The sequence below is a fragment of the Aureispira sp. CCB-E genome (assembly GCF_031326345.1).
Taxonomy (GTDB): Bacteria; Bacteroidota; Bacteroidia; order Chitinophagales; family Saprospiraceae; genus Aureispira.
This window is the reverse complement of the sequence record NZ_CP133671.1, coordinates 280,089-294,818: the sequence shown is the minus strand read 5'-3', so window position 1 is coordinate 294,818 and position 14,730 is coordinate 280,089. Positions and strand designations below refer to the sequence as shown.

Genomic DNA, 14,730 nt, shown 5'->3' with positions numbered 1-14,730 from the left:
AATCTACCAAGTATTCATAACCATAATAGAAATAAGATGAAACTACTAATTATAGATAATTACGATTCCTTTACCTACAATTTGGTGCAATATCTTCGAGAAATCCTGCACGGGGGCGTTGAAGTTTATAGAAATGACCAAATTTCTTTAGCAGAAGTTGCTAATTACGACGCTATTGTTCTTTCCCCAGGTCCAGGTCTGCCCAAAGACGCAGGGATTATATTAGATATCATTAAGACGTATCACACCAAAAAGCCAATATTGGGAATATGCTTAGGGCATCAAGCTATTGGTCAAGCATTTGGGGCAACGCTCAAAAATATCAAAAAAGTCTATCATGGAATTGCTACACCTATTCAAATTTTAGATCGGACTGGTCTATTTGAGGGGCAACCCGATAGACTGGTGGTCGGACGCTATCATTCTTGGATTATAGATACCAAAAAACTTCCAGATTGCTTGAAAATCTTGGCTCAGGATGAAACAGGGCAAATTATGGCTATAAAACATCAAAGGGCACCTGTAATGGGCATGCAGTTTCATCCAGAATCTGTACTAACGCCTCAAGGCAAAGCACTGCTTCAGAACTTTGTCAAAGAGGCTCAGGCTTTTCTAAGAAAAAAATTGGTAAAACAATAAATAAAACACAACCAATGAAAAAAATATTGCAAAGCTTGTTTCAACAAGAATACTTGACTCGGGCAGAAGCCAAAAGAATCTTAATTGACATTGCCCAAGAAAAATTTAATCCATCTCATATCGTTGCTTTTTTGACGGTATTTCAAATGCGACCGATTTCTACAGAGGAACTGCAAGGCTTTCGCGAAGCCTTATTAGAATTGTGCTTAAAAATTGATTTGTCAGATTATAATAGTGTGGATTTGTGTGGAACGGGAGGGGACGGAAAAGATACCTTTAATATTTCTACTTTGGCAGCTGTTGTCGTAGCAGGAGCTGGATATATGGTTACTAAGCATGGTAATTATGGAGTGTCTTCTGTTTGTGGTTCTTCTAATGTACTTGAAAAATTAGGGTATAAATTTACGAATAAGGAAGCTGTGTTAAAAAATCAATTGGAGAAACATCAACTTTGTTTTTTGCATGCTCCGTTATTTCATCCTGCCATGAAAGCAGTAGGAACTATTCGCAAAGATTTAGGGCTGCGTACTTTTTTTAATCTACTAGGTCCTTTAGTCAATCCAGTGCAACCCAAACAACAGATGGTTGGAGTTTCTAATTTGGAGATTGTTCGGCTGTATCAATATGTATTGCAACAAACAGATAAAGAATTTGCTATCGTTCATGCCTTGGACGGTTATGACGAAGTTTCTTTAACAGGAGCGTTCAAAGTGATAACACCTACAACGGAAGCATTATTAACGCCTCATGGAATTGGACAAAAACAGCAGTATGCTAAAGATTTAGAAGGAGGAAGCACCATTGCTGCGGCTGCTCAAATATTTTCAACCATATTAGAAGGGAGAGGAAGTACTGCCCAAAATCAAGTCGTTTGTACCAATGCAGGGATTGCCATTCAACGCTTTAATCCTCAAAAAGCACTAGAAGACTGCATCAAGGAAGCAGAGGAGGCTTTATTCAGCAAACGAGCATATCAAAATTTTAAACAGCTAATCAATCAATAAAAATGGAAACGATATTAGACCAAATAACCGCTTACAAAAGAAAAGAGGTAGAACAGCGCAAAACCTTATATCCCGCTCAACTACTAGAACAAAGCATCTACTTTGATACACCTATCGTATCATTAGTAGAATTTTTGAAACGACCAACCATGCAAGGTATTATTGCAGAGTTTAAGCGTCAATCTCCTTCCAAGGGAAACATCAATGCATATGCAAAAGTCGAAGAAGTTTCTATTGGTTATATGCAAGCAGGTGCTTCGGCTTTATCGGTATTAACCGATACGCATTTTTTTGGAGGTTCGTCTAGTGATCTAACAGAAGCCAGACGGTTTAATTATGCCCCTATATTAAATAAAAACTTTGTGATTGATGCGTATCAAATTATAGAAGCAAAATCAATAGGAGCAGATGTGATTTTGTTGATTGCAGAATGTTTGGATGCTAAAGAGTTAAGACGTTTGGCACAATTTGCTAAAAGTTTGGGAATGGAAGTATTGATGGAAGTGCACACCGAAGATCAATTGAATAAGTTGTGTCCAGAGGTAGATTTAGTTGGTGTTAACAATCGAAATTTAAAAACTTTTGAAGTAGATATTGAAAACTCTTTGCGGATTGCTTCCTTATTACCCAATAACGTGGTCAAAGTTGCAGAAAGTGGCATCAATGCCCCCGATACAGTAGTCTTGCTCCAAGAACATGGATTTGAAGGTTTTTTAATTGGAGAATATTTTATGCAACACGCTAGACCTCAAGATGCTTGTGCGAGATTTATTCAACAGGTAAGCTTAAAAAGCACTAAAAAGTTCTCCTATGAAAATTAAGGTCTGTGGAATGAGAGAAGTTGCTAATATTGAGGCTTTGACAGCACTGAATATTGATTTTGTAGGATTTATTTTCTATTCCCAATCACCTAGATATGTGCAGCAACTACCAACAATAGATATTTCGCCAAGGATTAAACGAGTGGGCGTTTTTGTCAATGCTACGATAGCTGAGATAGAGCAACGTATAGAGGCATTTGCATTGGATTGTATCCAACTGCATGGAAATGAATCACCTGATTTTTGCAAGCAATTGCAACAAAAGAGAATCGTTGTGCTCAAAGCTTTTGCTGTAGACGAGCAATTCGATTTTGATACCTTAAAGGCGTATGAAGCTTACTGTGATTATTTCTTATTGGATGCCAAAGGAAAGTCTTATGGAGGGAATGGTGTTCAATTTGATTGGCAAATTTTGGAACAGTATACTAGCTCAAAACCCTTTTTTTTGAGCGGAGGAATTGGGCTAACGGATATTCCTCAAGTTTTAAGATTAGCACATCCTCAATTATATGGAATTGATGTAAACAGTAGGTTTGAAATAGCACCCGCCCTAAAAGATTTGGCTCAAATCAAAGAATTAGTACAACAAATAAAGGAATAAATAATGACAACATATCAAGTAACAGAACAAGGGTACTATGGCTCTTTTGGAGGTGCTTTTATCCCTGAAATGCTCTATCCTAATATAGAAACATTAAAAAAACAATACGTACAAATAACGGAAACGGCAACTTTTCAAAAGGAGTATCAAGCTCTATTAAAAGATTATGTTGGGCGCCCAACCCCCTTGTATTTTGCACAGCGATTGAGTGCGCAATATCAGACAAAAATTTATCTAAAACGAGAAGATTTATGCCATACAGGTGCACATAAAATTAATAATACCATAGGGCAAATCTTATTAGCCAAAGCACTAAATAAAACAAGGATAATTGCTGAAACAGGAGCCGGACAGCATGGCGTTGCAACAGCAACAGTTTGCGCATTGATGGGACTAGAGTGTGTGGTGTATATGGGGGCTCTAGATGTAGAGCGACAAGCACCCAATGTCGCTAGAATGAAAATGTTAGGGGCTACGGTTATTCCTGTTTATAGTGGTAGTAAAACACTAAAAGATGCTACCAATGAGGCCATTAGGGATTGGATTAATCATCCTGAAAATACACATTATATCATTGGTTCTGTTGTAGGTCCTCATCCTTATCCTGATATGGTGGCACGATTTCAATCTGTGATTAGTCAAGAAATAAAAGAACAATTAAAAGCACAAACTGGAAATGAGAATCCGACTCGAATTATTGCTTGCGTTGGAGGGGGAAGCAATGCTGCAGGGGCTTATTTTCATTATTTGAATGACTTAGACGTAGAACTGATTGCAGTAGAAGCGGCAGGAGAAGGGATTCATTCTGGCAAGTCGGCTGCAACAAGCATTTTGGGAACAGAAGGAATTATCCATGCTAGCAAAACTCTGTTGATGCAAACAAAAGACGGTCAAATTGTAGAGCCTCATTCAATTTCTGCGGGCTTAGATTACCCAGGAATCGGTCCTTTGCATGCGCATTTGATTGTTAGTAAGAGAGCCCAAGCAATAGCAGTGACCGATCAAGAAGCGTTAACGGCTGCTTATAGGCTAACTAAATTGGAAGGAATTATTCCCGCATTAGAAAGTGCACATGCGATTGCTGCTTTGGAGCAAGTTAATTTTAAACCCAATGAGGTAACGGTTTTGAACTTATCGGGACGAGGAGATAAGGACTTAGAAACCTATATGAAGTTCCTCTAAGCTGTTAAAAAAAATTTTAATAGCCTACTTAAAAACAATAGTTAGCTGCGGTGCTACTACGTGGTCATTGAAAACACGAAGTCGCAGCATCGCTAACTACTATAAAAATAAAAACAATGAATAGAATCAATCAATTATTTGAGCGAAAGCAAGAAAATCTACTCAATATATACAGTACAGCTGGTTATCCTCAGTTAGAATCAACTGGAGAGATCATTTTATCTTTGGATAAAGCAGGTGTAGATTTGGTCGAAATTGGAATGCCTTATTCTGACCCCTTGGCAGATGGACCAACCATCCAAAAGAGCAGTACTATTGCTTTGCAGAATGGGATGACGATTCGAAAAGTTTTAGAACAAATTAAGACAGTTCGAGATCAAACAACGTTACCAATTATTCTAATGGGCTATCTTAATCCTGTCTTGCAATATGGCTTTGAAGCATTTCTAAAAAGCTGTCAAGAAGTGGGCGTAGATGGTTTGATCCTACCAGATTTACCTTTGTATGAATACGAAACGCATTATCAAGGTTTGTTTAAGAAGTATAACATTCGGCTCATTTTTTTAATTACGCCACAAACATCGACCAAACGCATTCGAAAAATTGATGCATTAAGCAATGCTTTTATTTATGTCGTTTCTTCGGCAGCAACAACAGGAAAACAAGCTGGTTTTGAGGCAAAAAATATAGCTTATTTCAAAAGAATTCAAGCAATGAATTTAAAGAACCCTATTTTGATTGGTTTTGGGATTTCTAATCAAGCAACGTATCAGACCGTTTGCCAATATGCGAATGGAGCAATTATAGGAAGTGCTTTTATTAGAATGTTGGAAAAGAGCGAGCATATAGAGCGAGATGTTGTAGCGTTTGTAGAAGGTCTTAACGTTTCTACTGTCGCTAAATAAGTTTATTATTTATAAAAATAGTAGCAGCGCAGCTAACTATTGTAAAAAGAAACAAGTCATTATGATTATTCAATTAGAAAAAAATATAGCAGCTGATCAGTATCAAAAATTAACTCAAAAATTGGATGCGATTAACTATAAATATACCAATGTTAAAACACAGTTTCAGGAATATTTAGTGGCCATAGGGCAACAAGAATTTGATATTAGAAGTATTGGTGTAATGCCAGGTGTACAGGATTTGCATCGTGTAAGTGATAACTATAAACTTGTCTCTAGTAAGTGGAAAGTACAAGATACTATGATTGATTTGGGAGATGGAGTAAAGATTGGTGGAGGTCATTTTACGGTTATGGCTGGTCCTTGTTCTATCGAAGGAGAGGAACAGATAGAAGAAACAGTTAAACATTTAGTAAAAAATAATGTTCGGGTAATGAGAGGTGGTGTGTATAAACCAAGAAGTTCTCCGTATTCATTTAGAGGAATGGGTTTAGATGGTTTAAAGTTATTTTATAAGGCCTGTCAAGCAGAAGGAATTAAAATTATCACAGAAGTCATGCAAGTTTCACAAATAGAGGCGATGCTAGATTACGTAGATATTCTGCAAGTGGGGGCTAGGAATGCACAAAATTTTAACCTTTTGGATGCTTTAGGAAAAGTAGATAAACCTGTTTTGCTAAAAAGAGGTATTTCTGGAACAATTGACGAGTTACTGCAAGCCGCAGAGTATGTTTTTTCAAATGGGAATGAAAAAATCATGTTGTGTGAACGAGGCATCCGTTCGTTTGAAACAAGTTATAGAAATACTTTGGACTTGAATGCAGTTCCTATATTAAAGGACAAATCGCACCTACCTGTTATTGTTGATCCTTCTCATGGTATAGGTGTGCGCAAATATGTTGAACAAATGTCTTTGGCAGGTGTTATGGCTGGTGCAGATGGGCTAATAGTAGAAGTCCATCGTCAACCCGAAAAAGCATTTTCGGATGGACAACAAACCCTCTCTTTTGCTGAAGCAGAAGTGTTGTATCAAAAAATCGAACAGACAGTACGTTTGAGAGATTCTTTTTCATGATTTATAATCAAAAGCCAATGGTCTCTAAAAAAACAAATATTAAAGGAGAAATTACACTGAATGGTTCTAAAAGTATTAGCAATAGAATTTTGATGATTCAAGCCATTTCAGGAGAAGAGTTTTCTATTAGTGGCTTATCCAATGCCAAGGATACGACAACATTGAAGAGTCTTTTGGAAAAATTAAATGAGCCCATATTAGATGCTGGAGAAGCGGGTACTGCGTATCGTTTTATGACGGCTTATTTAGCTTGGAAGGGAAACAACCAAGTTTTGATGGGAACCAAACGGATGTGCGAACGCCCTATTGGCGTCTTGGCTGATGCCCTGAATGAATTAGGGGCAAAAATTTGTTATGTAGGCAAGCAAGGCTATCCGCCTTTGCATATGAAAGAGCATAAAATTGATGAATGGGGACAACGTATTACCATAGGTGCCCATGTTAGTAGTCAATTTATTTCTGCTTTATTGTTAATTGCACCAGTCTTGCCAAATGGGATGGAACTGATCTTGGAAGGAAAAATTATTTCTAGACCATACATCCAAATGACCTTGAATTTGATGGAAGAGTTTGGAATATTGGCTTTGTGGCACAACGATATGATTAAAGTGCCAAATCAAGAATATGTTCCCAAGCCTTTTGTGGTAGAAGCAGATTGGTCGGCAGCATCGTATTATTATAGTTTGGTGGCTATTGCCGATGAAGCTACGATTCAACTAAATGGCTTACAACAAAATTCTGTTCAAGGCGATGCTGTGCTGGTTGATATTATGGAGTCGTTTGGAGTCAAAACAACATTTAACGAACGAGGTATTTTGTTAGAAAAAATCCCTTGTAGAATAACAGAATTTAAATACGACTGTTCTGATTGCCCTGATTTGGCACAGACCCTAGCCGTGGTTTGTGCTGCATTAAAAGTAGATGCGGAGTTAACAGGGCTAGAAACCCTAACCATTAAAGAGACCGATCGAATTAATGCGGTAAAAGTAGAGCTTGAAAAGTTAGGTTGTTTGGTCGATGCAACGGAAAATTCACTTAGTATAAGAAAAGGAATTACCAATCAGCAACAGTCTATAAAAGTAAATACGTACGATGATCATCGAATGGCAATGGCTTTTGCGCCGCTTGCTTTAATTTTGGATAAAGTAAGCATGGAAGATAAAAAAGTAGTTTGCAAGTCGTATCCTAAGTTTTGGGATGATTTTCAAACTTTAGGCTTAGGGGATTATGAGTAAATCCCCCAAATGCCCCTTTTTGAGAAGTTTGGTTTAAAGCTCTAAGTGTTAGAATGGAGTTGCTCTAACAACCAAGGACGTTCTGTCAAAGGAGAAGTTTTAAAAATAAGTTGGCGCAACTTTTCTCGTTCAGCAGGTAGCTCCATTTTGGCGTAGATCATCTTTCTAGTAATGGAAATGATATTCCCATAAATTTGACGATGGTAAGCGAGCACTTTTTTTCGATTCAAAAAAACAGAAAAACTATCTAGATGCGCTTCTAATAGGTCAAATTCATTGAGCTGCCAATATATTTTTAATGATAAAAGTTTGATAGCTAGACTTATAAATAAATCTATGGCATCTGTATCTATTAAAATTTGTTGTGCGGCTAAGATTTGGTCCTGTTCAAATAAAATTTTAGCTCTAATATAATTAGTATAAGCTTTTCGGTAGTAAGGCTTAATTTGAGGACTATATTTCTGAACAAAATTATCGACCCATTGGTAAGCCTTGAGTCGCAGTGCTGCTGTTGCAATATTTTTAAATGTACTATGGCTTATATAACCTCCTTCCAACCATATGTTTTGTTCCAAGCCTAAGGAATAAATTTCAAAAACTTCTTTAACATACATTTCTGCATCGGTATTGAGCCGTTTGATGCAATAATTAGTGACTAACAAGTATATATATTTTAACTCACTAATCGGCAATGGAATCTGCCCTTCTAAAAGCAGCTTTTTTACAATTTTAAAATGAATTTCCTCATTAGGTTGTGTCAAAGCTCTATAACAGTGATAATAACTTTTAACAACAGTATTGTTTTTATAAGTATCTGTTTGAGCTTCCTCTAGTATAGCATCTAATAATGGAATCTGATAATCATTCTTATATAAGCTTCCATGAGATATCGCTGTGCAAGCATTTTTTAAGGTAGCCACAATCGTAAACGTTGTTAAGTCACTAAAAATAGCCTGTAAATTGGTCTGATGTTGCCGCAATTCTGTGCCCTTTAGTTCGAATAATGATTGTTCTAGCAAAAAAGAATGATGGTAATAAAAATCATTGTGATAGGGACTATCGTTGAGAGCATCTTGAGCTTTTTCTAAATTTTTTTGTGCTAAATGTGGTAGGGATTTTTTTTGGTAAAATTCTGATAGAAAAAAAAGTTCTTCAATGGGTTTATCCTGAAGGGTTATAAACTGAATATAGGCTTCCATTACTTCAAGCGTAAAAGAAAGAACATGATTGAGTCGATGTAGATTATACTTGGAATTAGGGTAGAGGTGCTTGTAAACACGTTCTCTCTGAATTGAAATAGGGGTTAACTTTCTTCTAGAAAACAAAAAATTAGTGAGCTTAATGACATCTTTATGCTGATTATGGATAGGTGAATTTACCCATCGACGAAACCCTAATTTCTCTTTTCTATTGAAGCTTTTAAATATTTCTATTAATTTACTCTTATACATATCTTGAAGATAAGAATTACAACTAAGATATGATAAATATAGAATAATGTTTTTTTATTTACTTGATATTGAATTTACCTTTGTTGTGTGTTAGACATAATTCGTTAGCGTAAAAATGTATCTAAAATATAATCGTTTTAAGTAAAAAAACTGAATTGCTATATAGAGTTTTAAAGCATTGATAATTAAGTTGGTAAGAGGGAATGACTTTTCTTGTTTTTTATTTGATAAAAAGCCACGACCATGCCGTAGGTAGCAGTGCAGTATTAAATTTTAATAAGTTAAAGAAATGAAGGACATATTTTTTATTCTCTTGTGGCTCAACTTATGTTGTACTGTTATTGTTGGTCAACAAAATATAGAAGGGAGCGTTTATCAAGATTTAGATGCAAATTGCACATTTACCAACGGAGATATTAATTTATCTGGAATTACGGTAAAAGCGTTGCTTAATGGTAGCAATAATATTTTTTATTATGGGACGACGGATGCTGATGGGCATTACTCTATATCCTGCCCTTCAGGAACCTACACCGTTTATCCTGTAAGAACACCCTATACACAGCCCAATTGCACGCCTTTTTCAGGAGTAGTGACAACACAAGCATCGGATACAATTGATTTTCCTTTGGAAGTATATATTTCTTGTCCTGCGATGAACGTAGATGTTTCTGCTCCCATCTTGACCAAAGCTTTTTCGAGTACTTATGCGATAGAATATAGTAATAGAGGAACGGCTACAGCTAACCAAGTACAAATAGAATTAGAAGTTGATTCTTTTTTGAATGTACAAAGTTTTTCAATTCCTCCTGCGAGCCAGTTGGGCAATGTATACCTATTTAATATAGGAACGGTTGGAGTTGCACAAAGTGGAACTATTGATATGGAGGTGCAGGTAAAACCTACTGCTATTGATGAGCAAACACATTGTGTAAGAGCATATATTACTCCTGATTCTAGTTGTTATTCAGGTAGTGCGATGGACTGGTGGCTAGACATAGAGGGAACTTGTCGGAACGATAGTGTTTTATTTACCATTAGAAATCAATCCGCACTACCAGCAATTAGCAAGCCTTATTGGGTTTTTGAGGATGATATTATTATGCGTACAGGAAATGTTAATGTGGTGAATGGAATAGATACAATTATAGGTCTATCGGCATTGCCTAGAAAATTTTACCGTATAGAGGTGGGAGATATTAGCAATGCTCCAGATTCTATCTTTAGTGCTTTTGTAGAAGGTTGTGTTCCTGATAATAATGGCGAATTTAATACAGGTTTTCCTACTCAATATAATAATGCCAATAGAGTATCTTGGGATGCTGTAGATTGTCAACAAAATACAGCTGTTACTCTAGCAAATCGCAAAATGGCACAACCTCAAGGATATAGAGCAGGGCATTATATTAATGTAGGGCAATTTATTGATTATCAAATTAATTTTCAAAATACAGGAGCAAGCACTGTTCATAAAATAACTATAATAGATACCCTATCTAATTATTTAAACCCATCTAGTGTTCAACTAACAAGTGCTAGTCATCCATATACTTGGAGTATAAAAGATCAGAACATACTAGAAATTCAATTGGATAGTGTCAATTTACCTAGCAGTTCTGTTGATATATCTCAATCTTATGGTTTTGTAAAATTTAGAATAGAACAAAACTTTCCTAGTCCAATAGGAAATGTTATTGAGAACTTGGCAGATGTTTATATGGATCAACAGCCACCCATTCAAACGAACCTTACTATTCACGAAACTGCCTCTGACTTTTTTATTACTCCTATAATTACTATCTGCCCAGAAGTAGTTCCTCAAATGAAGGTTTATCCTAACCCTTTTAAGGATAGGGTAACAATAGAAATGGGGGGAGAACCGCAAGAAGTGACTTTAGTTGTGTACGATATTATTGGTCGAGAAATGGTTCGTATCCAAGAAAGCAACACAACACGAATGGTTTGGACCCCTAATAATTTAAAATCTGGTGTTTACGTATTTAACCTATTTGCAGAAGGTAAAGTTATAGGAAAAGGAAGAATTATAGCCCAATAGAATTTCAGTATCTACCCTTCGATAAATTAAATATTTAGAGCGTGTTGTACAAAAAATACCTTTGTGCAAGAATGGCAAACCCATGCCATAAATGAAACAATTAAAACTTCAACAAATAAAAATAACAATGAATAATTTAAGTTTTCTTAAAAGCATTTTGCTACTTATTACTTTGGGAGGAGTAGCGTCTTGTTATGGTCAGACCAAGCTTTGGGGAGTCGGTGCTACTAGCGGTCAAGCAGAAGCTGAATTCCAAAACAATTTTATACAATCAACAACAGCTTCCAATTATTCACCTACGGCTTGGACAGCATTGTCGATTAGCGACGCAAGTGGTGTTAATGTACCTGGAGCAGCGTATTGGACTAGAAATACCACAGGAGTATCACAGGGAACATATGCTATTGCCCAATCTGCAAGCTCCAATTCTGTAGCTAATGGTGTTGCTATCTTTGATTCGGATTTTTTACATACAGGCGGACCAGGTGGAACGGGAACTTCTCCTAATCATCAACATGGAGCTTTAATTTCTCCAAGAATGGACTTAACAGGGGCAACCGATTCGGCACTTGTGGTCGAGTTTTATTCTTATTATCGTCATTTTGATGTAACAGAATACTCAGTTGCCATTTCTGTCGATGATGGCGCCACTTGGAGTACTTCTTTTGATATTAAGTCGCTACAGTTTTCTGTTCGAAACAATCCCGTAGATGGAACACTGCGCATTTTATTTCCTAATGTTACAGCAGGCGTTGCAAATTTGTCACAATGTCGTTTGAAATTTACATTTAATGGGAGGTATTATTTTACAATAATAGACGATGTTTCGGTAGAAATTGCTCCAGATTATGATATTGCTATTGGATTCGCAAAAGAAGTATCTGGCAGTGCTACTTATGGAGAAATAGGGGATATTGTTCGCTTTAGCAACAACACGCATCGACCATTGGTTAATGTTAATCCAAATAACTTAGGAGACTGGATATGGGGGGCTAAAGTTGTTAACTATGGTACAAAAACCATTCAAGCAGCAGATAATCCAAGAATACGATGCTCTATAGATTATACAGATGCAATGGGAAACACAACGTATGGAGTGTATTCGGATACCTTAGTTGGAGGTGGAGCGGATTCTATTCCTACTAATGACTTTGTAGGTGTTACAATGGTGACTCAAGTGCGTGATTTAGATTTTATTATGACCCACAAGGCAGGAACGTATGAGGTGACCTATTGGGTGGAGCATAATCATGCGGACGGAAGCGCTGCTAATGATACTGTCAAGCATTCTTTTGTGATTACAGATGACCAAAATGGCACAGGTTCGTATTACTTAACAAAATCAAAAGTCTCTCCAATTGACAATAGAGTATATGGCGAAGATAGATTTACACCAGCTAATCTTGCTGCTTTTGAGTACGGTTCTATTTTTAGTTTTCCAAATGGAGCAAGAGATTCTGTCAAAATAGACTCGATAGATTTTGTTTATCACTTGCACAGCTCTTTTTCAGGTCCTGCAACACAGACTGTTTTTATGAATATCTATGAGTTTGTAGACGGGGCTAACGGAGGTGCTGCGGACGGTAGCATAGAAGCCGTAGAGTTGACAAAAATTGCTTTCACTCCTGTTGAACTAACAGGATTAGGTACGACAATTTCTACACCTAGTTATAATCGTGCGACAGCAAACAATTTTATAGACCCAACGGGTTCAGGAAATGCAATTCAATTAAAAGACAATGCTTTTTATTATATAGCGCTAGAAATAAATCCATCCCAAACAGGTGGAGCAGCAACTTTTAACAGAAGCACGTCTCCCTTTTTAGCTGAAACGAGATTGAATTATGCCATGAACAGACATGGATCGTCTAGTGCAAGTCCGATTAGTGCAACGACATCGAAAACGGTGAGTGCAACAGGAAATGTAGATTTTTATGACAGTATAAGAGAAAGTAATACCGTTCCAGCTATAGGTATACATTTGAGTGCTTCTAAGCAACCTACTCCATTGCCCCCTGTACCTGTATCTAGTATAAAGCTAGAGGTTTATCCCAACCCAGTCACCAACTATCTAACTATAGATGTAGAATTAGAGGAATCGGCAGCCATTCAATATATAATAACAGATATTTCTGGTCGTGTAGTTTATCATCACCAAAGTATGAGTGTTTTAGAAGAACATCATACGATTGATATTAGTGCCTTGCCAACAGGTGTTTATGTAGTTACAGCCCAAACAGCCAGAGGGGTATCAACCAAACGTATTATTCATCAGTAGGGGAACTGAATGGGTAAAATTAGGGATAGGAGGTACTGCTGTAAAAAGTGGTACCTCTCACTATTTTTGAGAAAGTTATGTCAATTGTTCTAACAGCCAAGGTCGATCTGTTAGTGGAGTCGTTTTAAGAATCAGTTGACGCAATTTTTCTCTTTCTGTTGTTATACTTAGGTTGGTAGCCATCATTTTTCGAGCCAAAGAGATGGTATTCCCATAAATCTGACGATGATAGGCAAGTACCTTTTTTCGATTTAAATAAACAGCAAAACTATCTAAGTGCGCTTCTAATAAATCAAATTCATTGAGTTTCCAATAAATCTTTAGTAATAAAAGCTTGATATCTAGACTAATAAATAAGTCAATTAAATCTGTTTCGACTAAGACCTCCTGAGCTTCGGTGTATAGACCTTGTTCAAAAAATAACTTAGCTTTTGCGTAATTCGTATAATCCTTTTGGTGGCTATTTCTCAACTTGGAACCATAGGTTTCGATAAATTTCTGTGTCCAAGGATAAGCCTTCAAGCGCAGAGCAGCTGTGACGATATTTTTAAATGTACTGTGACTCAAATGTCCCTGTTCAATCCATATGTTATGTTCCAATCCATAACGGTAAATATCAAATACTTCTTGTACGTATGCTTCTGCCCCCATATTCAACCGCTTGATACAATAATTAATCATTAACAAACAATGGTATTTTAGCTCTTCAATAGGAAGTGGTATGTGTTGAGAGAGCAATAATTTTTTTAAGGCCTTAAAATGGATTTCATTTTCAGGTTCTGCCAAAGCCATGTAACTGTGGTAGTAACTTTGAACGACAAAATTGTTTTGATAGGTGACCGATTGCGCTTCTTGAAGAATGGCATCTAAAAGAGGCACTTGATATTCTGTTTGGTAGAGGCTTCGATGAGAAATAGCTGTACAAGCATTTTTAAGTGTCGCTACAATAGTAAACGTAGTCAAATCACTAAAGATAGCCTGCAAATTGGTTTGTTGTTGTCGCAACTCAGTGCCTTTTAAGCCAAAAATTGCTTGTTCTAGCAAAAAACTGGAATGATAATAATTATCATTTTGATAAAGACTGTTTTCTAGGCTCAACTGGGCTTTTTTTAAAGCTTTCTGCGCCAAATGAGGCAAGGATTTGCTTTTGTAGTAATTGGCAACAGAAAAAAAATCTAAAAAACGAGTGTTTTTAGACATTAGATAGCTGATATATTCTTCCATTACTTCTACCGTGAAAGATAAGACATGATTTAAACGGTATAAATTGTATGGCGTATCGGGATATAGGTGTTGAAAAACGCGTTCTCTTTTAACGGAAGTTGGCGTTATTTTACGTTTAGATAACAAATAAACAACCAACTTAGTCACATCTTTATGCTCATTGTGAATGGGGGAATAGACCCACCGTCTCAAACCAGATTTTTCTGCTTTGTTGAAGCTTTGGAATATTTCTATGACTTTACTTTTATACATTTTGTAA

General features: G+C 36.5%; 12 protein-coding genes. 10 read left to right on the top strand and 2 right to left on the bottom strand.

Annotated features, from left to right (window positions below; all coding sequences use genetic code 11):
• The first annotated feature begins 36 nt into the window (after positions 1-36).
• From QP953_RS01195 to QP953_RS01160, 8 genes are all read left to right on the top strand, one after another.
• Complete coding sequence (locus QP953_RS01195) at positions 37-639, top strand: aminodeoxychorismate/anthranilate synthase component II (protein ID WP_309553706.1); 603 nt, start codon at positions 37-39, stop codon at positions 637-639.
• 14 nt (positions 640-653) lie between these two features.
• The gene (gene trpD / locus QP953_RS01190) at positions 654-1,643 is read left to right on the top strand and encodes an anthranilate phosphoribosyltransferase (RefSeq protein WP_052596420.1); all 990 of its coding nucleotides are present in this window, start codon (positions 654-656) and stop codon (positions 1,641-1,643) included.
• 2 nt (positions 1,644-1,645) lie between these two features.
• On the top strand, positions 1,646-2,464 hold the full coding sequence (gene trpC / locus QP953_RS01185; protein ID WP_309553705.1) for an indole-3-glycerol phosphate synthase TrpC: 819 nt from the start codon (positions 1,646-1,648) through the stop codon (positions 2,462-2,464).
• Positions 2,454-3,065 carry a phosphoribosylanthranilate isomerase gene (locus QP953_RS01180; RefSeq protein WP_309553704.1) on the top strand — a complete coding sequence of 204 codons (612 nt, stop codon included), beginning with the start codon at positions 2,454-2,456 and terminating at the stop codon, positions 3,063-3,065. Before trpC ends, QP953_RS01180 begins: the two co-directional genes overlap by 11 nt.
• 3 nt (positions 3,066-3,068) lie before the next feature.
• Positions 3,069-4,247 (top strand): tryptophan synthase subunit beta, encoded by a 1,179-nt coding sequence (gene trpB / locus QP953_RS01175; protein WP_052596415.1) that lies wholly within the window; start codon positions 3,069-3,071, stop codon positions 4,245-4,247.
• Positions 4,248-4,363: 116 nt separating this feature from the next.
• Positions 4,364-5,152 (top strand): tryptophan synthase subunit alpha, encoded by a 789-nt coding sequence (gene trpA / locus QP953_RS01170; RefSeq protein WP_309553703.1) that lies wholly within the window; start codon positions 4,364-4,366, stop codon positions 5,150-5,152.
• Between the two features lie 61 nt (positions 5,153-5,213).
• Positions 5,214-6,227, top strand: coding sequence for a 3-deoxy-7-phosphoheptulonate synthase (gene aroF / locus QP953_RS01165; protein WP_052596413.1), 1,014 nt, complete (start codon positions 5,214-5,216; stop codon positions 6,225-6,227).
• Between the two features lie 17 nt (positions 6,228-6,244).
• Positions 6,245-7,462 (top strand): 3-phosphoshikimate 1-carboxyvinyltransferase, encoded by a 1,218-nt coding sequence (locus QP953_RS01160; protein WP_309553702.1) that lies wholly within the window; start codon positions 6,245-6,247, stop codon positions 7,460-7,462.
• A gap of 41 nt (positions 7,463-7,503) precedes the next feature.
• Here the strand turns inward: QP953_RS01160 and QP953_RS01155 are convergent, their stop codons facing one another.
• Complete coding sequence (locus QP953_RS01155; RefSeq protein ID WP_052596412.1) at positions 7,504-8,913, bottom strand: hypothetical protein; 1,410 nt, start codon at positions 8,911-8,913, stop codon at positions 7,504-7,506.
• 1,369 nt (positions 8,914-10,282) lie between these two features.
• Between QP953_RS01155 and QP953_RS28595 the strand changes: the two genes are divergently transcribed.
• Complete coding sequence (locus tag QP953_RS28595; protein WP_408913525.1) at positions 10,283-10,969, top strand: T9SS type A sorting domain-containing protein; 687 nt, start codon at positions 10,283-10,285, stop codon at positions 10,967-10,969.
• 91 nt (positions 10,970-11,060) lie between these two features.
• The gene (locus QP953_RS01145) at positions 11,061-13,247 is read left to right on the top strand and encodes a T9SS type A sorting domain-containing protein (RefSeq protein WP_309553700.1); all 2,187 of its coding nucleotides are present in this window, start codon (positions 11,061-11,063) and stop codon (positions 13,245-13,247) included.
• Between the two features lie 75 nt (positions 13,248-13,322).
• Here the strand turns inward: QP953_RS01145 and QP953_RS01140 are convergent, their stop codons facing one another.
• Positions 13,323-14,723, bottom strand: a complete 1,401-nt coding sequence (locus QP953_RS01140; RefSeq protein WP_052596405.1) for a hypothetical protein — start codon at positions 14,721-14,723, stop codon at positions 13,323-13,325.
• Positions 14,724-14,730: the final 7 nt, after the last annotated feature.